The organism is Pseudomonas sp. TE3911, from assembly GCF_054062775.1.
This window is the reverse complement of record NZ_JBSSFP010000001.1, coordinates 1406634-1425225: the sequence shown is the minus strand read 5'-3', so window position 1 is coordinate 1425225 and position 18592 is coordinate 1406634. Positions and strand designations below refer to the sequence as shown.

Genomic DNA, 18592 nt, shown 5'->3' with positions numbered 1-18592 from the left:
CTATGACCGTGGCCTTGACTTCCATCAAGATCAGCACCGACTTCGACAGTGGCAATATCCAAGTACTCGACGCCAGCGATGCATACCATTTGTTGCTGGCAATTCGACCCGATACCCGCAGCCACCATTTCCAATGGTTCCACTTCAAGGCCGAAGGCATGCACGTGGGCCACACCCACACCTTTCGCCTGAGCAACGCGGGTGGCTCCTCGTATAAGCACGCCTGGAGCGGCTACCACGCTGTCGCGTCTTATGATCACGTCAACTGGTTCCGAGTACCAACGCGCTTCGACGGAGAGATCCTGCACATCAGCCTCGAAACCCGCGAGAAACATGCCTGGTTCGCCTACTTTGAGCCCTACAGCCGTGAACGCCATGATCGGCTGATAGAGCTGGCGCTGAAATACGCCGGCACTCAACTGCTGGCGACCGGTAAAAGCGTCGAAGGCCGCGATATCCAACTGCTGCGCCGTGGCAAAGGCGGCGAAGGCCGTCGCAACATCTGGATCATCGCCCAGCAGCACCCCGGCGAACACATGGCCGAATGGTTCATGGAAGGCATCATCGAGCGCCTGCAACAGGACGGCGATGCCGAGATGAAAAAACTCCTGGCCGTTGCCGACCTGTACCTCGTGCCGAACATGAACCCCGACGGTGCCTTCCACGGTCACTTGCGCACCAACGCCATGGGGCAGGACCTCAATCGTGCCTGGCAAAGCGCCAGCCAGGAGATCAGTCCAGAAGTACTGTTCGTGCAGCAACAGATGGAAGAGTACGGTGTGGACCTGTTCCTCGATATCCACGGTGACGAAGAAATCCCCTACGTGTTCACCGCCGCCTGCGAAGGCAACCCGGGCTATACCCCGCGTATCGAAGCGCTGGAAAAACACTTCCGCCGCCACTTGAGCGCGCTGACCCGAGACTTCCAGACCACACATGGCTACACCCGCGACTTGCCGGGCGAAGCCAATATGACCCTGGCGTGCAATGCAGTCGGCGAAAAATACGACTGCCTGTCCCTGACCCTGGAAATGCCATTCAAGGACAACGACGACGCCCCCAACCCGAAAACCGGTTGGTCGGGTGAGCGGTCCAAGCAATTGGGCAAGGATGTGTTGAGTACCGTGGCCGATATCGTCACGGTCCTGCGCTAACGCCCCTGCCCTCAGCCGGCATCAGTCCCTGGTGCCGGTCATGCTCTGCAACACCCCGTCACGCCGAATCAGTCCATGGAACAACGCCGCCGCCAAGTGCACCAGCACCGTGAAAAACAGCAGGTAAGCCAGATACCCATGGGCCTTGCGCAGCAGCGCAAACAGCGGCGCGTTAGCCGCCACGAGCGCCGGCAACTGCACCGAACTGCTGAGCATTACCGGATCACCTGCCGCCGAGATCATCGCCCAGCCCAGCAGCGGCAATACCAGCATCAACCCATACAGCACCAGATGGGATGCCTTGGCCGCCAGCACTTGCCACTGCGGTAAGTCAGACGGTAACGGCGGCTGACGGGTGGAAAAACGCACCACCAATCGCACGATCACCAACGCCAGGATCGCAATCCCCAGCGGCTTGTGCAGGTGGATCAACCACTCATGCCGCTCCGACACCGACGCCGCCAGCCCCGCGCCGATAAACAACATGGCGATGACCATCAGCGCCATCAACCAGTGCAGCAGACGTGCCAGGGGCGCAAAAAACCGAGGGTGGGCATTCATGGTTTCGACTCCTGAGGGGCACTGTGCAACGGGCCGACTTCACCGGCACGGCGCAGGTACGAACTGGCATACGCCGCCGAGCGGGCGGCCAGCAGCGGATCATTTGAGGCTTCGATGCCGCTGGGCAGAATCAGCGGGTCAAAGTTGATGTCGCGGCAATCACCGTCGGCCTGAGGTTGGCTGCTTTGCAGCACCAGGGTGCCGGCGTTCAACACTTTGTGCTCGCCGGTCCAGGTCTTACTCGCATCGTCGAGTGGGTCGCCGGGGTTGCCCAGGGTGATGTTCAACTGCCAACGCAATGGCCCTGACGCCAGGCGCTGCGCCAAGTCTTTCTCAAGGAAGTCAGCACCGGCCGGCGCAGTATCCCCCGCCGCGTCCTGGCTCTGCGGCACCACGCCCCAGCGCACGGCCTGGCGCTTGCCATCGGCGCTCACCAGGTAAAACGCGTTGATGCCGTTATAGGTTTCGGTGGCGTAACTGGCCGATGGCTTGGCGGTCTTGACCCACGCCAAAAACGGCGCCGTCTCGGGATGCGCGGCGAAAAACGCCGGCATATTCGCCGGGTTCGGCTTGCCGGTGGCCGGATCGGGCGCACCCGCTTTGAGCATCTGGTAGAACGCCTCGGGCGTGCCTACCGGGAACACCGGCATGCTGTTCATACCCGTGCGCCATTGCTGGCCGTTGGATTGGTTGAACTGCACGGCAAAGCTGCGGATCGGCACACTGCTGTCCGGTGCATATGGGTTACCACTGGGCAACGCAAACCGGCCGACCAGGGGCGTCTTGGCCTCGCTGAACACCTGGGCACTGGAGTACGCACGGGCTTCGGGACTGCTCTCGAAATACCCGGCCACACACACGCCCTTGGCATGGTTACGGCGAAAACCAGGGTGCACGCCGTTATTCGTTTCCAGGGCATTGACCAAGGTTTTCGGCCGCAGCCGCTGTGGGTCGAGCGTGCCGTTGACGTAGGCAAATGCCCCGGCAACGACAGCAACTATGGCCCCAATACCGGCGAGTCGCGCAATCAGGCTCGCAGTGCTCAACGCAGGACGGGGCGGTGATGAGTGATCTACCATGAACAAACTCCAGGGCCAGAGGCCTTAGGGGGTGAAACTTAAGGTCGGAGCATTGAGACGAATGCCGATCTGCTCTATTCCCTGGCCGTGGATTTATTTTTCCTAGCCTGGAATAACCCTTAACGCCGGACGTCTCTCTAGTCCCAGCGTAGTGACCAGCCAGACACCCATGCATGAACTCGACGAACAGTTACGTGAACTCATCCCCAGGCTGCGGCGTTTTGCCGTGTCCTTGACCCGTAACGCCAGCAGCGCCGATGACCTGGTGCAGTCCACCCTGGAACGGGCGATTACCCGCTGGGCCGACAAACGCGTTGAGGGCGATCTGCGCGCGTGGCTGTTTTCGATCCTCTATCGGCAGTTCCTCGACGCCCACCGCCGCACCCGGCGCTATGCACGCATGCTGGAGTTTTTTACCGGCCGCGATGACGCGCAGCCGTCGGTGGAGCGCACCGTGATCGCCCAGTCGACCCTGCAAGCCTTCGATCAACTCAACACCGAACAGCGCGCCCTGCTGTTATGGGTGTCGGTCGAAGGTTTGAGCTACAAGGACGTCGCCGACATCCTCGACGTGCCAGTGGGCACCGTGATGTCGCGCCTGTCCCGGGCACGCCAAGCCTTGCGTCAACTCAGCGATGGCGAAATTGCCAGCCCTTCCCTGCGGATACTCAAATGATCAGCCTGCCCCCCAGCGAACGCGACCTGCATGCCTACGTCGACCACCAGCTCCTGGAGAGTGATCGCCGTGTGCTCGACACCTATTTGGCGGCCCATCCCGACGTCGCGGCCCGGGTCCAGGCCTGGCAACAGGACGCGCAACTGCTGCGCGCGTCCTTGAGCGGCGCCCTGCAACAGCCGCCCAACCCGGCACTGGACCCGGCGCTGATTCGCCAACGCATCAAGCATCAATCGCGCCGCCACTTCGCCACGGCGGCGGTATTGCTGATTGCCGTCAGCCTGGGCGGCCTCGGCGGCTGGCACGCCCGTGAAGCCACACAAGCACCGATGTTGCCGATGGCCGACGCGATGCAAGCGTTCCGCCTGTTTGCCCAGGAAGGCATCATGCCCGCCGACTACAACGGCCAGGACAGCGGCACCATGCAGGCGTGGCTCGACCGCTACTTCAACCAGGCCCACCGCCTGCCGGACTTGAGTCAGTCGGGCTTCAAGCCGGTCAGCGGTCGATTGCTCGCCACCGACCAAGGCGCCGCCGCCATGGTGCTGTACGAAGATCCCCAGGGTCGGCGCATCAGTTTCTACATTCGCCCACCGGGCCCGGACAACGGTTTCCTGCCCCGCGGCCAGCGCACGGCAGATGGGTTACAAGCGCAATACTGGTCCGGCGGCGGCTACAACTATGCGGTGGTCAGCCCGACGGATCAGCCGCCCCCCTCCCTTCAGCCGTTCTAGAACCCCACGTCCAGCACTATATTGTCGAGATAGGTGCCAGCGGGTGGGGTGGTCTGGTCGCTGTAGATTTTCGCGTTGTAGTTGAACACCTGGCTGCCGGTGCCCAAGCCATTGCCGGGGTTGACCTCAGCCGTGGAACTGGCCCGCCGCGCTGCGCCAACACTGCCCCACCGCGTGGTGCCGGCGCTTTTGAAAATGTCGTAGGCCAGGTAATTGCTGCCTGAAATCATGCGCCGCCGCCCACCCGCACTCAGCGGATTCTGGCCGTCGCTCAGGCCCACGGTGTAGGCACTGCCCTTGGTGCAGGCGATGTTGATGGTTTGTCCGGTCACGGCAGTGAACCCACTGATCACCGGAGCACTGCCAAAGCTGATATTGGGCGCGGTGATCTGACAGTCGTTGGTGACGATCATGCTGACCGTCAGGGTCGCGACGGCATTACCAATGTCCCGTCCCAGGCAGACGCCGCCGATGCCGATCCCCGAGCAATAGTTCCAGTTCCAGGCAATGTTCAACGTCTCGGTATATAGCCCCGCTGCCACATTGCTGCCCGTGATACTGCTCAGGTACAGCGGCACGGTTTTCGTCCCTGGCCCTGCGATCAGCCCCAACGCCTGGGCAATCCCCCCGGATCCACCAAAATCGAATTGCGTGCCTCGGGTAATCGGATAGCTGCTGCTGTTGTTGCCGTAAAGGGTGTAACCGATCACGTCACCGGTCGGCCCGACCATGCCACTCTGGGCCGACGTAACGGTGGCGTAGAAGTGGTCCGACGACACCAACAGCGAAATCAGCGCCGACGTGCAACTCAAACCGGCGTTGGCCGTGGAACTGGTCTGCGCGGCAGTGCGCACCGTCATTGAACTGATCGAGCCGAAGCTGGCCGGCGCGGTGGTGACCACCGAGCACGCCGCAATCGCCGGGCCCGCCTGCAGCAGCCCGAGCAGCAACCATGCCCTGCCTCTCACTGGCACACCAACGGCCCGATCAGCGGCACGCCTTGTTGCTGCTCATCGATATCAAAGGTCGCCTGGCAGGTTCGCCCTTGTCCCAACGTCACCTGCAAGGTGTTGTGGGCCGACAGGTTCTCCAGGTACACCAGACCATCCCAGCCCACCACCGCCTGCTGGCCGCTTTGCTCATGGACCACCAAACTGCCCAGGGGTAATTCCTGATGCTGACTGTCCACCAGGGTAACGCTCGCAGCGAGCACTCGCCGCAGCGGGAACTCAAGCAGATAACCCGCGCCACGGCGCACCGAAACTCGTTGTTCCACGTTAGGGCTCTGCACATTGAGCGGCAGGTTCAGCGGATCGATTTCATACTTGCCCCGGTAATACGCACTGCTCCATGGCACCAGCAAATGCCCATTGCGATCGGTCTCTCCCACCAACTGGTTTTCGTAGCGCACCGGAATCCCGGCAAACCCCTGGGTACTCACCACCACAAATGCATCGTTGATGCGGTTGGCAGCAAAGGTGTCGCCGCCCATCCACACCAGAGAGCCACTGGCATCCGCCCAGCGCGTCTCGGCATCGCTGCTGCCGTACACGCCGGCCTGCAATTGCACCGACTGCAAACGCCAGGTCAAGTCAGCTTGTCGATAGCTGGGTGCATCGCCTTGGGCATACCCCAGGTTGTAGCCGAACCCACCTTGGCTGGGCACCGCACTGCTGTAGTTGACGCGCTGGCGACGGGTGCCGTCCTTTCCGCGCTCGGTGCTCAACGCCAGGCTGCCGTTGAGGTCGAACGGGATTACCAGTTGTGCCTGCATGGCCCAATTGCTATCGCCGATCTCGCGGTTGGCCGACAGGTAGAAACTGGTGTTGCGCCACAACGGCTTGCTCCAGCTCAGGTTGAGCAGCCGCGTGCGGGAATCGTCCGCTGCCTGCACGTCGAAATACCCAAGGCCCAGGCTGCCAAAACGCTGCAGATTGAGGCTCAGGGTCACCTGTTCGCTGCGCTTGCTGAGGCTGGCATAGGGCGTGTCGACCAGGGTCAGATCGGCGTAATCGGCGCGCCGTTCTACCCGTTGGTAGGACAGGCTGTAACGGGTGCTGTTGTACTGATAACCCAGGCTCAGTTGCTGGCCGTTGCGGCCTTCAAACTGGCTTTGACTGAGGGCAGTGTTGAGCACGCCAAAATTGCCCAGGCGCACATTGGCGCCCAGCCCGCCGAGGGTCAGATCGCTGGTGGCTTCGGCGTGGCTTTCCAGAGTGAGGTTGTCGGAGTAGCCATAACGCAACGTGGCACTGGTCACCCCTGATCCATAGGAGAAGTCGCGCACGGTGTAGTCGCGGCGCAACGTGCCGGCCGCCACCGAAAAATCCGTCAGGCCTTGTTGCAACAGCGTACTGGTGACGTAGAACGGCACCGTGGTCGACACTTGGCGACCCAGGGCGTCGGTGGTGACGACCACCGCTTCACCCGCGCCGTTGATAAACGGGATATTGGTCAGGGTGTAGGGGCCCGGTTGCAGCAGCGCGCTTTCGGATTTGTAGCCGTTGATGAACAGATCCACCGACGACGGCACTGCCGCCTCGCCCGCAAATTGCGGCAAGGGATAAGTAACCAGATCGGGGCGCACCGCAAAATCGCGCGACAACTGCACCCCGCCCAAGCGTACCGAGCTGCTCCAGGGCAGCGAACCGCTGATCACGTCGCCGGCCTCGTAGGTGAGCAAGCGCTCATCATCCGAGAAACGCCAGGTGGTGTCGTAGCGCCGGTAACCATTATTGAGGGTGCTGTCGTTGATACCGCCGGCCAGGGTCTGGCGATACTGCCCGGTGTTGGACAAGGTGCCCCAGTTGTCGAACAGCCGCACTTCATTCCAAGCCGCGAGGTAGCTGCCGCCTTCATCGGTGTCGTTGAAGTACAGGTCGTAGTTGAGCAAAGCGCCAAAGCTGCTCATGGCCTGGGTACGCGGGTAGGTGTCGCGGTTGCCGATGAACTGCTCCTGCAACCACGACGGCGGCACGTCGATCAGCAGGCGCTGGCCGTTGCTGTCGTAATCGCTGTGCAGGCCGGGGATTGCGTCCAGGGCCACGCTGCCGCTGAGTTCACCGGGCAATTTCATGCCCACGTCCTGCAGCGCGCCGGCCGGCACATAGAGTTGCCCGGCACGTTGATCGACTGCAACGACGCGGCCGGTGTCCATCTGGTTGACCACCAACTCCAGAAATAACTGTGCATCGGCGACAGCCTCCATGCTGCTCGGCGGCGGCGGCAGGTCGCCAGCCACTGCCACGCCCCACAGCCCGCTGACCACCACCGACAGCCATAGATGACGAGCCCGACCACGACTCACCATGGCGTTGTGTCCTTCAATGGACATCTCCATCTGCTTAAAACCCGGAGCTTCCCCGCCCCGTTACACTGCCTTCAACGCTTCGGCGCCAGGCTCTCCAACTGCGCCGCACCATTGACGCGAACCTGCAACGGCTGATCAGCCGACACAGCATCCGGCACCGGCCAGCGCATCGTCGCGCCGGGCAGCACATAACCCAACAAGCCCTCCACCAGCGGCCGCGTCTGTCCGCTCTGCTTGAACGACGCGTCCGTCAGTCGTGCATGCACAGCGCCCTGGTTACGCACCTCGATGTAATTGCGCCCCGCGACGGTGACCTTGTGCCAACTCAGGTCCGGTTTGCCCGCGCCCGCCGGGTCACGCTGACGCGTGGCGTCCTCCTTGCTCCACAGCCCCGCGCCGTAGGCGAATAACGGCACCGAGTAGCGCATCTGGAAACGAATCGCCGCCGCCGTATTCTTGCCTTCCGGCGGCGTGGGCACCTGCAATGGCGAGGGAATTTCATCAATGATGATGCGGTAGGCCAACTCCTGGCCCGGCGGCACTTCACGGGTGCGGGTCAGGCGTACCAGTTGCTTTTGACCCGGTTCGATCCTGGCCACCGGTGGGCTGCCGATCACATCGCGCTGGTTCTGGTACTGCTCGTCAAAGCCACTCTGGCTCCAGGCAAATACGCGAATCTGCAGGCTCGCGGTTTCCGTTCCGCGGTTCTCCAGCCACAGCGCGCTGGCCTGTTGATCAGCTTCCAGCACCGGATCGATAGGCCAGATCAGCACCGAACTGGCGGCCTGCACCAGCCCCGTCGTGCACAACGCCCCCAAGGCAATACCTGCGGCCCACAGCCGCCGGGAAGGTGAACGCATAAAACCACTCCTTTTACCGATAAGCCCTACCACGTCAGCTGCACCTGCAGCGTGTCGCTGTAGGTCCCCCCAGGCTGATTGCCCGGTAAAACCACCCGCCCATAGATCGGCAGACTGATGTTGTTTGCGTCGCTGTACGCCACGCTGACGCTCTGGCTGATCCCCAGGCTCTGGCTGAACGCCGCGTCCCGAAACAGCTGATAAGCCACTCGCGCACTGCCGCTGTTGAGTTGCAGGTTGCGCCCGCTGCTGTTATGCAGGCCGCCGTCGACACTCATGCTTAACGCCACCCCCGGCGTGCATTGCAGGGTCACGCCGCCGGTCAGCGCCGCGGTCACGGTGCTGGTGGCCAGGGCCGAGTAACCGCCGTAGTTCAGCGCACCGTAGTTGGCGCCGCCGCCGACGATCAGGCAGCCCGGCGTAATCGTCGCGCTCACCTGAAAACTCTGGCTGGTCACCGCCGACAACGGCAGCGGCACCACCAGCCCACAGGCCAGCAATGCGCGAAGCCAGCGCATTAGAACGTCAGTTCAACGGCCACGGTGTCCGAGTACGTGCCCGCCGGCAGCCCGGCCTTGCCCACTGCCCGACCATAAAGGTTCACGGTTTGCGCCACACCGGTGCTGGTCGCGAGGGTGATCACGCCGTCAATCGCCAGCAGCGCCGAATGGCCGCTGTCGGTGTAGAAGTCGTAAGGCACGAAGTTACCCGCGCCGTCGGCCAGTGCACGGGTGCCTCCCGGAGAAGCACCATCATGGGCACCGGCACGCACTTTCACTGCTGGCGTGGTGCCACTGGAGCACAGGATCGAGAGCGCGCCACCAGTACCGGTACCGCCCAGCAGTTGGGCGTCAGCATTGGTAAACAGGCTGTTGGTGGTGCCGAAGTTCAAGCTACCGAAGTTGAGACCAGTAGCCGCTCCGGAACCGTTGACCTGGCAACTGGCAATCAGTGTCAGGCTGGAGGTGATCTGGCCGGTCACCGTGGTGGCCGCATTCAGGCTGGAGGCCATCGCCAGACCCAGTGCACAAACGCCGAGTCGAGATACAAGTGCATGCATGATCGTCATCCTTTTGATTTACCAATCCAGTGTCACCGTCAATGTGTCGGTATAGGTTCCTGCAGGGAGGGCCGTGGTATTGGCCACCACGGCGCCCCACACCGGGATGGTCATTTGCGTGCCATTAGCGGCTACAAAACTGCGTTGCTGGCCGATGGTGTAAGGGATACGCCCCCGCGGGTCGGCCATCAGTTGATAAGGGATAGTCTGGCGGCCGTTGCTCAGGCGCCGGGTGGTGCCGACGGCATTGGTGCCGCCGTCGATGGTCACGGTGAAGCTGGCGACCGTCGGGTTGCACGAGACTGTCAGCGGCGCGTTACTGCCGTCTGAGATGTTCGCCCCCAAGGGGTTGCTCCACGTAGGTCCCTGGCTGCCGAAGTCCAGCATGGCGGTGCCGCCCGTCGGGCTGACCGGCGCTGTGTCGTTGCCCTTGCTCACTTCGCAACTGGCGGTGATCACCATGCGCGCCTGGATAAACCCGCTGGCCACCGCCGCGCGGGCGTCTTCAGCCAGCAGCAACAGGCCACCCATGGCCAGCAGGGTCCAGCCACGGTTCACCATGTGACCGTTACCTTGAGCAGGTCGGTGTAACGGCCGACGGCCGGGATGTCCTTGAGCGGTTCGATACGACCATACAGCGGCAGATCGACGGAGCCAGAGTCCGGCACACGGCCGCTGAGCGGGACATTCACTGGCAACGGAACACGCCGCGCGGCGTCGGCATAAATGCGATAAGGAATGGGTTTGCCGGAGGGGATGCCCGTGCTCAGGTAACGTACTTCGCCGGTACCACCGTTCAGGCCGCCATCGACGCGCATCTGGTACGGGGTGTCGGGGTTACATTCCAGGCGCGGCTGGCGCTGGCTGATCAGCGCCGCACTCAACGGCCCGGCCGGGTCATCCAGACGCGGGCCGCTGCCAAAATCCAATACGCCAAGTTGCTCGATGCCAGCGCTGCGGGTGGTGCCCACCAACTGACAGCCCCGTTGCACATCGATGCGCACCACAACTTGCAGTTGCGCCGCGTAAACCGTGCTGCAGAGCATCGCGCCCATGACTGTCAATACTGCTCGTCCCTTCACTGCCCCAAATCCTTATACAGGGGTGACTGCCATGTAGAAGGGTAGTCACTGAGAAAAAATCTGCCAGTGTGGACAGGATTACCTGTGCTCCATGCCGTTTAGAGATAGCTGGCCGCGCCCTTCTGTATTGGTCAAATCGCCCCGAGCGACCTAAAGTAAGCGACCTCGACACACAGAGTGAATCCCATTGGCCGTGCTTCCTTTAATCCGTCGCTTGCTCGGTAAACACACCGACGGCCACGACGACTCGCCCATCCAGACGTTCTTTGAGAACAAGGCCCGGCAACAGGGCTATACCCTCAGCGACGGCCAGGCCCAGGCAATCGCCGCCATGGCGCGCGCGACCCAGCGCCTGCTCGCTGGCCAACCCACCCGCAGCCTGTACCTGCACGGCCCGGTAGGTCGCGGCAAAAGCTGGCTGCTGGACGGTTTCTTCCAGGCGCTGCCCATCGCCGAAAAGCAGCGCGTGCACTTCCATGATTTTTTCGCCCAGTTGCACCGGGGCATGTTCGCCCACCAGAAGGCCGAGGATGCCCTGGCCGTCACCCTGGACGAACTGCTCGACGGCTGCCGTGTGCTGTGTTTCGACGAGTTCCACGTGCACGATATCGGCGATGCCATGCTGATTACCCGGCTGTTCAAGGCGTTGTTCCAGCGCGGCGTACTGGTACTGGTCACCTCCAACTATGCGCCCGAAGGCCTGTTACCCAACCCGCTGTACCACGAGCGGTTCAAACCGGTGATCGACTTGATCGCCACGCGCATGGAGGTGCTGGAAGTCAGCTCGCCCAAGGATTTTCGCAGCCTGCCCCAGGCTCATTCCGTGCAGCGCTTTACCACCGGGCAATACGTGTGGCCGGGCACACCGACCCAGCGTGCGGCGCTCGGCCTGCCGGTCACCGATGGCCCGGCGCAGCACCTGACGGTGGGCAACCGACAATTGATCTGCCGCCAGCATCACGCTCGTACCATCGCGTTTACCTTCAGCGACCTCTGCGAACAGCTGACAGCCGTGATGGACTACCTGCTGCTGTGCGAGGATTTCGATCACTGGATCATCGACGGCCTGCCCCACTTGGCCGAGTGCCCGATCGCTGTGCAGCAGCGCTTTATCAACCTGGTGGACGTGCTCTACGACAAAGACAAGCACCTGATCCTGATCGGCGAACAACCGCTGGCACAGGCGATGAGCGGTCAGGCCATCGACTTGGCGCGCACCGCCAGCCGCCTGAATCAACTGCAACACGCCAGCCCGCAACCGGTGCCCGACCCGGTATCATGAGCGCCATTTACGCCCCCTTGCCGAGTGACCGCGCCGTTCATGAATACCCTCGCCCAACTCAAGGCTGGCCAATTGGCCGGCGTTACGCGCCTGGACCTGTCCTGCGGGCTCACCGAATTCCCAGAAGAAATCTTCGGGCTGGCCGACTCCCTGGAGATCCTCAACCTCAGCGGTAACGCCCTGAGCCGCCTGCCCGACGACCTGCACCGCCTGCCGCACCTTCGCGTGCTCTTCTGCTCGGATAACGCTTTTACTGAGCTGCCGGAATGCCTGGGGCAGTGCGCCAAGTTGAGCATGATCGGCTTCAAGGCCAACCAGATCAGCCACGTTCCCGCCGCCGCTTTACCGCCGCTGTTGCGCTGGCTGATCCTCACCGACAATCGCATCAGCCAGTTGCCCGACGCGTTGGGCGAGCGGCCGCTGCTGCAAAAACTGATGCTTGCCGGGAACCAGCTCGCGGCGCTGCCGGAAAGCCTGGCCAACTGTCACAACCTCGAATTGCTTCGCATCGCGTCCAACCGCTTTACCCACCTGCCGCAATGGCTGTTAGCCCTGCCAAGCCTGACCTGGTTGGCCTATGCCGGAAACCCGGTGGAAATGGCAGTGGATGTGGCGGCAGACGACGCAACGCCGGACATCCCGTGGACAGAGCTGGAATTGGCCGAAGTGCTGGGCGAAGGCGCCTCGGGGGTGATCCGCAAGGCCCTATGGAAACCGCAGGCCAAGCCGGTGGCAGTCAAACTCTATAAAGGCACCATCACCAGCGATGGCTCGCCGCTGCACGAAATGCAGGCCTGCATCGCCGCCGGGCTGCATCCCAATCTGATCAAGGTCGAGGGCCGTATAGTCGGCCATCCCGATCACCAGGCCGCACTGGTGATGGACCTGATTGACCCCAGTTACCGCAACCTCGCCGCCCTGCCGAGCCTGGCTTCGTGCACCCGCGACATCTACGAGCCGACTGCCCGTTTCAGTGCCAATGTGGCCTTGCGCATGGCCCAGGGTATCGCCTCGGTGGCCGCTCATTTGCACAGGCACGGCATCACCCATGGCGACCTGTACGGCCACAATATTCTGTGGAATGAAGTGGGCGATTGCCTGCTAGGGGATTTTGGCGCAGCGTCGTTCCATGCCACGACGGATACCTTGGAAACACGGGCGTTACAGCGACTTGAAGTGCGGGCGTTCGGGGTGTTGCTGGGGGAATTGTTGGAGCGGGTTGAAACGGGGTTGAGCGGTGAACTCTTGGAACTCCAAAAAATGTGCTGTCAGCCGGATGTGTTGGCGCGACCGAGCTTCGAAGAAATCAACGCCTTGCTGGCATCTATCCAACACTCTTAAACCATGTGGGAGGGGGCTTGCTCCCGATTGCAGTGGGTCAGACCCACCGCTATCGGGAGCAAGCCCCCTCCCACAGTTGTACAGCTATAAATTCAATCAGCCCGCCAGGCCCACGAACATATCCTGCACGTCATCATGGTTGTCCAAACCTTCGAGGAAGGCTTCGACTTCAGCCATCTGCTCATCCGTCAAACCGCTGACCGGATTTTTCGAGATGTAGCCCAGCTTGGCCGATAGCACGGTGAAACCCTGCTCGGGCAACGCTTTCTGCACTGCGTCCAAGTCGGTGGTTTCGGTGATGAACAGGGTCGCGCCCTCTTCTTCGCCGTCTTCAAAGTCCTGTGCACCGGCTTCAATCGCAGCCATTTCCGGATCCGCGTCCGGGGTATCCGGCGACGCTTCGATCAGGCCGACATGGTTGAAGTCCCAGGCTACCGAGCCCGAAGCACCCAACTGACCCTTGCGGAACGCCACGCGGATTTCCGCCACGGTGCGGTTGATGTTGTCGGTTACGCACTCAACGATCAGCGGCACCTGGTGCGGGGCGAAACCTTCGTAGGTCACGCGGTGGTATTGCACAGTTTCACCGAGCAGACCGGCGCCCTTCTTGATCGCGCGTTCCAGTGTTTCCTTGGGCATCGAGGCCTTCTTGGCCTGCTCCACCACCAGACGCAGGTGAGCGTTGGTCGCGGTGTCGGCGCCATTGCGGGCGGCGATGGTGATTTCTTTCACCAGCTTGCCAAAGATCTTGCCCTTGGCATTGGATGCCGCTTCTTTATGTTTGACTTTCCACTGTGCGCCCATGACTCACTCTCTTCTATACATCGCGCCGAAACGTCTACTGGCCGGCGCTTTGGGGGCAGAGTTTATAGGGCAAAAACGCTCTGATCCACCAAAAACCGGCCATCCCCCTCAGGTTCGCAAGGGTTTGATCGCAAGACCGCGGTCCGGCACGAAATCCCCGACCTGGGCCAGCACGGCCGGCCTGGCGTTCCAGTAGGGCATCAGCACCAGCGAGGAAAAGAGCGCGGCACCGGCAAACACGATAAACACCGTCACCGTATCGAAGTAGCCCGGCAGCAACCCGCCGAGGATCGCCCCCACCGAACCGCAACCGTTCACAAAGCCTGCGGCTGTCGCCCCCGCCTTGGCGGTGCCGAAGTCGATGGCGGCGGTGCTGCTGATCATTGAGTCCGGCCCGTAGAGGGTCAGGCCCATCACAAACAACAACGCCATCACCAGCAGCACGCTGCCGGTGTGCAGCGCGCCCATGAAGAGCGCCAAGGCCACGGTCAGGGCCAGCAGGCTGAGCACGCAGGCCGGCATGCGTCGGGCGCCGAAGAGTTTGTCGGACGCCAGCCCGATCAGCACTGGCCCCAGCAAACCGGCCAGTTCGAACGCCGTCGGCACGATGGCCGCGCCGACCTTGCCGACCGAGGGCATTTGCTCATACACGATCACCGGGCCCCACAACAGGATCGCGTAGCGCGCCGGTTTCAACAGGAAATACGCCAGCCCCAGGGTCAAGACGGTGCGGTTACGCAAGATGGCCCGCAGCGGTTCCAGCACGCTGATGCGCTTCTCGGCGGCGGCCTCCTCGGCGCTCAACAGCGGCTCCGGTTCCACGGCCGGCAAGTCCACGTCCTGCGGCGTGTTGCGCTGGAAGAGAAAGAACAGCACCGCCACAAACGCTACCACCGCCGCACTGGAGATAAACGCCGCATGCCAGCTGCCGATCAGGGTGTAGGCCCACCACCCGGCAAAGGGCGACGCCACCAGGCCACCGAAGGCGTAGCACGAACTCCATAACCCCAGCACCCGCCCGCGCTGCTGCGCCGGGAAGAAACTGCCGAGGTTCTTGCACAGTCCAGACCAGCCGGTGGACTGCGCCAAGCCCTGGATCAGCATGCAACTTATAAAGATCGGCAAGGTGGCAAACGTGCCCATCACCAGCGCCGCAGCGGCAGAAATCAGTAACCCGCCGAGCACAACGACACGCGGCCCGAAGCGGTCAGCCAGCATGCCCCAGGTGAACTGTCCGACGGCATAGGCCGCCAGGTAAATGCCATCCAGGTTGGCCATCATCATTTTGTCGAGGGGGAAACTCGGGTCGTCGACGATCCCCAGCTTGGCCACGGAAAACGCTTTGCGAGTGAAATAGAACGCGGCGTACGCCAGCCAGGTGATGGCGAAAATCTGCACGCGCCAACGCTTGATGCTACCCATAGGGATATTCATGGTGGTTCTGACCTCAGGTGAGTGTGCCGGCAGAATCGAGAAGCAAATGCCTGTTGTTTTTATGGTTAAGCACTGCAATGCCGAGCCGTGGATGGCGCGGTATTGGTCAGATGAGTCCGGTGTCCCAGAGCCCATGACCACCGGAGGTTGTAGGACTCAACCTACAGTGGTTGAGACATATCAAAGCAATGGCTGACTAATAGGTAAAATCGATTTATCGTATTTCAAATATAAGCTCAGCTTGTAAGAGGATTTGCGATGTCGGTGTCCCATACCCAACTCAAAGCCTTCCATGCCGTGGCCGTACACGGCAGTTTCACCCAGGCCGCGGAACGGTTGTTCCTGACGCAACCGGCGATTTCCGACCAGGTGCGCAAACTCGAAGAGCGATTCGGCGTGCTGTTATTTCATCGCAACAAGCGCTCAGTGCGCCTGACAGACCTGGGCGAACGCCTGCTGAGCATCACCCAACGCCTGTTTGTGATCGAGGCCGAAGCCGAGGAACTGTTGCAGGACTCCCGCGCGTTGCTCACCGGCACCCTCACCCTCGCCGTGGATGCCCCCGTGCATGTGCTGCCGCAGATCGCGCGTTTTTGCCAGCTGTACCCGGGAATCAGCGTGAAGATCGAAACCGGCAACACCGACGAATCGCTGTTTCGCCTGTACAACTACCAGGCCGACCTGGCCTTGCTGGGCCGCGACGTCGACGATGAGCGCCTGCTGTCGCTGCCGTTGCCTGACGACCAATTGCTCGCCTTTGTCGCGCGCAACCACCCGTGGGCCGGACGCGAGTCCATCTGCTTGGCTGACCTGGACGACACGCCGCTGGTATTGCGTGAAATCGGCTCGGTCACCCGTCAGACCCTTGAACACGAAATGAGCCAGGCAGGCTTGCGCATTCGCCCGGCGATCCAGGTGGAAGGCCGTGAGGCCGCGCGTGAAGCGGTGGTGGTGGGCATCGGCGTGGGCGTGGTCTCGGCGGCGGAGTTCGGCGCCGACTCACGGGTGTGCGCCATGCCGATCCGCGATTGCAGCCAGCGCATGAAAGAAACCCTGGTATGCCTCAAGGAACAGAGTTCCCGCCGGGTGGTGGCGACGTTCCTGGAGATCGTGCGCGACAGCCTTCAGCTCGGCGCCAACTCGAAAAACGCCTGAATCAGGCGCAACGAACGGCGCCGCTCCATGCAACCGAGCGTATGCCGGTTGACCAGCCCATCGCCCTCAATCGCCACGGCCTGCACGCGCGGGTCGGGGCTGACTTCCATGGACGAGACCACGCCCACCCCCAACTCAGCAGCGACGGCTTCGGTCACCGCCTCGCGGCTGTCCAGTTCCAGCAGCACCTTGGGCTGCACATTCGCCGCCACACAGGCGTCATCGAAGGTACGCCGGGTGATGGAGCTGGGCTCGCGCAGCACCATGATCACGTCGTTGAGTTGCTCGAGGCGAATACCCTCGGGTTGCTGCGCCCACGGATGGCTGGCCGGCACCAATGCGCAAATCCTCGACTCGTTCAACGGTTGCAGGTGCAGGCCATTGCGCGGCTCCACTTCGGTGAGCACCGCCACATCCGCATGTTCGGATAACAGTGCGGCGAGGGTTTCCTGGGCATTGCCCAGGCGCAGGTTGACGGTAATCCCGGGGTAGCGCGCGCGCAGGCTGGCAATCATCGGCATCACCAAGTGCGGGCCGTCCGCCGCGACTTCCAGACGCCCGGTCAGCAGTTGGCGGTTGGCCTCCAGCATCGTCTGGGCCTCGTCCACCAGGCCGAAGATCGCCCGGGTGATCGCCGCCAGCCGTGCGCCCTCTTCAGTCAACTCAACCCGTCGGGCGGTGCGCCGTAGCAACACACACGGGATCTGGTAGTACTCCTCCAGGGCCTTGATATGCCCGGTCACCGCCGGTTGGCTGATGAAAAGCCGCGCGGCAGCACGGGTAAAACTGCCCTCGCGGGCCACGGCATCGAATGCGCGCAGTTGGAACAGGTTCATAGTCATCGGCCTCACTGATAGCTCGCATAACAACAAACAATTTGATTGATGACAAGCCAAACTGCAATTTAGGCGCCGTAGCTTCAACCCCCGATGCCTTGCGAGGACTTGAGATGACCACTGCCACGCCGATCCTGCTGACCCCTGGCCCCCTGACCACATCCAACCGCACCCGTCAGGCCATGATGGTGGACTGGGGTTCATGGGATGACCGTTTCAACCAACTCACTGCCAGCGTCTGCGAGCAATTGCTGGCAATCCTCAATGGTGCTGAAAGCCACCACTGTGTGCCCTTGCAAGGCAGCGGCACTTTTGCCGTCGAAGCGGCCATCGGCACCCTGGTCCCACGTAATGGCAAGGTGCTGGTCCTGATCAACGGTGCGTATGGCAAGCGCCTGGCGAAGATCTGTGAAGTGCTGGGCCGCGACTTCAGCACCTTTGAAACCGCTGAAGACGAACCCACCACCGCCGCCGATGTGGACCGTTTGCTCCAGGCCGACACGGGCATCACCCACGTCGCGTTGATCCACTGCGAAACCAGCACCGGCATTCTCAATCCGTTGCCGGAGATCGCCCAGGTCGTTAAGAACCACGGCAAGCGCCTGATCATCGACGCCATGAGTTCCTTCGGCGCCCTGCCAATTGATGCCCGCAACGTACCGTTCGACGCACTGATCGCCGCCTCGGGCAAGTGCCTCGAAGGCGTGCCCGGCATGGGCTTCGTCTTTGCCGAGAAGCAGGCACTGGCCGCCGCCCAAGGCAACTGCCATTCCCTGGCGATGGACCTGTTCGACCAGCACACCTACATGGCGAAGACCGGCCAGTGGCGCTTCACCCCACCGACCCACGTGGTCGCCGCCCTGCACGAAGCGCTGCTGCAATACCAGGAGGAAGGTGGCCTGCCTGCACGCCATCGACGCTATGCCGACAACTGCCAGGCGCTTCTGAACGGCATGGCCAGCATTGGTTTGCGCAGTTTTCTGCCGGCCGCAATCCAGGCACCGATCATCGTCACCTTCCACGCCCCCAAAGACCCGCGCTACCAGTTCAAGGACTTCTACGAGCGGGTCAAGGCCAAGGGTTTCATCTTGTACCCCGGCAAATTGACCCAAGTGGAAACGTTCCGCGTCGGCTGCATCGGCCATGTCGACGCAACCGGCATGCAGACGGCGGTCAAGGCGATCGCCGAGGTGCTGCAAGAAATGGAAGTGTTGGACATCTGAT

19 protein-coding genes are annotated in these 18592 nt (G+C 62.2%); 7 read left to right on the top strand and 12 right to left on the bottom strand.

The features are described 5' to 3' along the window. Positions 1-2 precede the first annotated feature (2 nt). Positions 3-1154 carry a M14 family metallopeptidase gene (locus tag ACVWXD_RS06605; protein ID WP_032889844.1) on the top strand — a complete coding sequence of 384 codons (1152 nt, stop codon included), beginning with the start codon at positions 3-5 and terminating at the stop codon, positions 1152-1154. Between the two features lie 21 nt (positions 1155-1175). Here ACVWXD_RS06605 and ACVWXD_RS06600 read toward each other — a convergent pair whose 3' ends face one another. Both ACVWXD_RS06600 and ACVWXD_RS06595 read right to left on the bottom strand, forming a co-directional pair. Further along, entirely contained in the window at positions 1176-1715 is a 540-nt protein-coding gene (locus ACVWXD_RS06600; RefSeq protein ID WP_032889846.1) for a cytochrome b, read from the bottom strand. Then, positions 1712-2794 carry a catalase family peroxidase gene (locus tag ACVWXD_RS06595; RefSeq protein WP_457370802.1) on the bottom strand — a complete coding sequence of 361 codons (1083 nt, stop codon included), beginning with the start codon at positions 2792-2794 and terminating at the stop codon, positions 1712-1714. The genes ACVWXD_RS06600 and ACVWXD_RS06595 overlap by 4 nt, the downstream gene beginning before the upstream one ends. Before the next feature lie 169 nt (positions 2795-2963). Here ACVWXD_RS06595 and ACVWXD_RS06590 point away from each other — a divergent pair, with 169 nt between their 5' ends. Both ACVWXD_RS06590 and ACVWXD_RS06585 read left to right on the top strand, forming a co-directional pair. Then, entirely contained in the window at positions 2964-3470 is a 507-nt protein-coding gene (locus ACVWXD_RS06590) for a sigma-70 family RNA polymerase sigma factor (protein ID WP_032889850.1), read from the top strand. Then, complete coding sequence (locus ACVWXD_RS06585) at positions 3467-4204, top strand: anti-sigma factor family protein (protein WP_457370801.1); 738 nt, start codon at positions 3467-3469, stop codon at positions 4202-4204. Before ACVWXD_RS06590 ends, ACVWXD_RS06585 begins: the two co-directional genes overlap by 4 nt. Here ACVWXD_RS06585 and ACVWXD_RS06580 read toward each other — a convergent pair. The 7 genes from ACVWXD_RS06580 to ACVWXD_RS06550 form a co-directional block, all read right to left on the bottom strand. Then, the gene (locus ACVWXD_RS06580) at positions 4201-5178 is read right to left on the bottom strand and encodes a Csu type fimbrial protein (protein ID WP_457370800.1); all 978 of its coding nucleotides are present in this window, start codon (positions 5176-5178) and stop codon (positions 4201-4203) included. The two genes, ACVWXD_RS06585 and ACVWXD_RS06580, sit on opposite strands and share 4 nt — an antisense overlap. Then, a complete protein-coding gene (locus ACVWXD_RS06575) occupies positions 5169-7514 on the bottom strand; it encodes a fimbria/pilus outer membrane usher protein (RefSeq protein ID WP_095184397.1) in 2346 nt (781 codons plus the stop codon). The genes ACVWXD_RS06580 and ACVWXD_RS06575 overlap by 10 nt, the downstream gene beginning before the upstream one ends. 71 nt (positions 7515-7585) lie before the next feature. Further along, positions 7586-8374, bottom strand: a complete 789-nt coding sequence (locus tag ACVWXD_RS06570; protein ID WP_095184396.1) for a fimbrial biogenesis chaperone — start codon at positions 8372-8374, stop codon at positions 7586-7588. Between the two features lie 26 nt (positions 8375-8400). Next, positions 8401-8892: a Csu type fimbrial protein gene (locus tag ACVWXD_RS06565; protein ID WP_122765508.1), complete on the bottom strand. Its 492-nt coding sequence runs from the start codon at positions 8890-8892 to the stop codon at positions 8401-8403. Continuing rightward, positions 8892-9434: a Csu type fimbrial protein gene (locus ACVWXD_RS06560; RefSeq protein ID WP_032889863.1), complete on the bottom strand. Its 543-nt coding sequence runs from the start codon at positions 9432-9434 to the stop codon at positions 8892-8894. Before ACVWXD_RS06560 ends, ACVWXD_RS06565 begins: the two co-directional genes overlap by 1 nt. A gap of 18 nt (positions 9435-9452) precedes the next feature. Then, positions 9453-9995 (bottom strand): Csu type fimbrial protein, encoded by a 543-nt coding sequence (locus ACVWXD_RS06555; protein ID WP_122680612.1) that lies wholly within the window; start codon positions 9993-9995, stop codon positions 9453-9455. Continuing rightward, positions 9989-10489: a Csu type fimbrial protein gene (locus tag ACVWXD_RS06550; protein ID WP_032889867.1), complete on the bottom strand. Its 501-nt coding sequence runs from the start codon at positions 10487-10489 to the stop codon at positions 9989-9991. The genes ACVWXD_RS06555 and ACVWXD_RS06550 overlap by 7 nt, the downstream gene beginning before the upstream one ends. A 214-nt stretch (positions 10490-10703) precedes the next feature. On the opposite strand from ACVWXD_RS06550, the gene zapE reads away from it, so the two are divergent. Next, positions 10704-11798, top strand: a complete 1095-nt coding sequence (gene zapE / locus ACVWXD_RS06545; RefSeq protein ID WP_457370799.1) for a cell division protein ZapE — start codon at positions 10704-10706, stop codon at positions 11796-11798. A 39-nt stretch (positions 11799-11837) separates the two neighbouring features. Next, entirely contained in the window at positions 11838-13139 is a 1302-nt protein-coding gene (locus tag ACVWXD_RS06540; RefSeq protein WP_457370798.1) for a protein kinase, read from the top strand. A 96-nt stretch (positions 13140-13235) separates the two neighbouring features. Here ACVWXD_RS06540 and ACVWXD_RS06535 read toward each other — a convergent pair whose 3' ends face one another. Together ACVWXD_RS06535 and ACVWXD_RS06530 are read right to left on the bottom strand one after the other, a co-directional pair. Beyond that, complete coding sequence (locus ACVWXD_RS06535) at positions 13236-13943, bottom strand: YebC/PmpR family DNA-binding transcriptional regulator (RefSeq protein ID WP_032889871.1); 708 nt, start codon at positions 13941-13943, stop codon at positions 13236-13238. 108 nt (positions 13944-14051) lie between these two features. After that, the gene (locus tag ACVWXD_RS06530; protein ID WP_032889872.1) at positions 14052-15377 is read right to left on the bottom strand and encodes an MFS transporter; all 1326 of its coding nucleotides are present in this window, start codon (positions 15375-15377) and stop codon (positions 14052-14054) included. 258 nt (positions 15378-15635) lie between these two features. Here ACVWXD_RS06530 and ACVWXD_RS06525 point away from each other — a divergent pair, with 258 nt between their 5' ends. Next, positions 15636-16532: a LysR substrate-binding domain-containing protein gene (locus ACVWXD_RS06525; RefSeq protein WP_457370797.1), complete on the top strand. Its 897-nt coding sequence runs from the start codon at positions 15636-15638 to the stop codon at positions 16530-16532. Here ACVWXD_RS06525 and ACVWXD_RS06520 read toward each other — a convergent pair. Next, positions 16502-17368: a LysR substrate-binding domain-containing protein gene (locus tag ACVWXD_RS06520; protein WP_457370796.1), complete on the bottom strand. Its 867-nt coding sequence runs from the start codon at positions 17366-17368 to the stop codon at positions 16502-16504. The genes ACVWXD_RS06525 and ACVWXD_RS06520 overlap by 31 nt on opposite strands. A gap of 113 nt (positions 17369-17481) precedes the next feature. On the opposite strand from ACVWXD_RS06520, the gene ACVWXD_RS06515 reads away from it, so the two are divergent. After that, positions 17482-18591: a 2-aminoethylphosphonate--pyruvate transaminase gene (locus ACVWXD_RS06515; RefSeq protein WP_457370795.1), complete on the top strand. Its 1110-nt coding sequence runs from the start codon at positions 17482-17484 to the stop codon at positions 18589-18591. Position 18592: the final 1 nt, after the last annotated feature.

What these genes read in the sequence shown, in the direction of transcription:
- ACVWXD_RS06605 (WP_032889844.1), top strand. Translation starts at nt 3, where the DNA reads ATGACCGTGGCCTTGACTTCCATCAAGATCAGCACCGACTTCGACAGT.
- ACVWXD_RS06520 (WP_457370796.1), bottom strand. Translation starts at nt 17,368, where the DNA reads ATGAACCTGTTCCAACTGCGCGCATTCGATGCCGTGGCCCGCGAGGGC.
- ACVWXD_RS06535 (WP_032889871.1), bottom strand. Translation starts at nt 13,943, where the DNA reads ATGGGCGCACAGTGGAAAGTCAAACATAAAGAAGCGGCATCCAATGCC.
- ACVWXD_RS06585 (WP_457370801.1), top strand. Translation starts at nt 3,467, where the DNA reads ATGATCAGCCTGCCCCCCAGCGAACGCGACCTGCATGCCTACGTCGAC.
- ACVWXD_RS06550 (WP_032889867.1), bottom strand. Translation starts at nt 10,489, where the DNA reads ATGGGCGCGATGCTCTGCAGCACGGTTTACGCGGCGCAACTGCAAGTT.
- ACVWXD_RS06540 (WP_457370798.1), top strand. Translation starts at nt 11,838, where the DNA reads ATGAATACCCTCGCCCAACTCAAGGCTGGCCAATTGGCCGGCGTTACG.
- ACVWXD_RS06600 (WP_032889846.1), bottom strand. Translation starts at nt 1,715, where the DNA reads ATGAATGCCCACCCTCGGTTTTTTGCGCCCCTGGCACGTCTGCTGCAC.
- ACVWXD_RS06530 (WP_032889872.1), bottom strand. Translation starts at nt 15,377, where the DNA reads ATGAATATCCCTATGGGTAGCATCAAGCGTTGGCGCGTGCAGATTTTC.
- ACVWXD_RS06555 (WP_122680612.1), bottom strand. Translation starts at nt 9,995, where the DNA reads ATGGTGAACCGTGGCTGGACCCTGCTGGCCATGGGTGGCCTGTTGCTG.
- ACVWXD_RS06575 (WP_095184397.1), bottom strand. Translation starts at nt 7,514, where the DNA reads ATGGTGAGTCGTGGTCGGGCTCGTCATCTATGGCTGTCGGTGGTGGTC.
- ACVWXD_RS06595 (WP_457370802.1), bottom strand. Translation starts at nt 2,794, where the DNA reads ATGGTAGATCACTCATCACCGCCCCGTCCTGCGTTGAGCACTGCGAGC.
- ACVWXD_RS06590 (WP_032889850.1), top strand. Translation starts at nt 2,964, where the DNA reads ATGCATGAACTCGACGAACAGTTACGTGAACTCATCCCCAGGCTGCGG.
- ACVWXD_RS06525 (WP_457370797.1), top strand. Translation starts at nt 15,636, where the DNA reads ATGTCGGTGTCCCATACCCAACTCAAAGCCTTCCATGCCGTGGCCGTA.
- ACVWXD_RS06560 (WP_032889863.1), bottom strand. Translation starts at nt 9,434, where the DNA reads ATGCATGCACTTGTATCTCGACTCGGCGTTTGTGCACTGGGTCTGGCG.
- ACVWXD_RS06515 (WP_457370795.1), top strand. Translation starts at nt 17,482, where the DNA reads ATGACCACTGCCACGCCGATCCTGCTGACCCCTGGCCCCCTGACCACA.
- ACVWXD_RS06565 (WP_122765508.1), bottom strand. Translation starts at nt 8,892, where the DNA reads ATGCGCTGGCTTCGCGCATTGCTGGCCTGTGGGCTGGTGGTGCCGCTG.
- ACVWXD_RS06570 (WP_095184396.1), bottom strand. Translation starts at nt 8,374, where the DNA reads ATGCGTTCACCTTCCCGGCGGCTGTGGGCCGCAGGTATTGCCTTGGGG.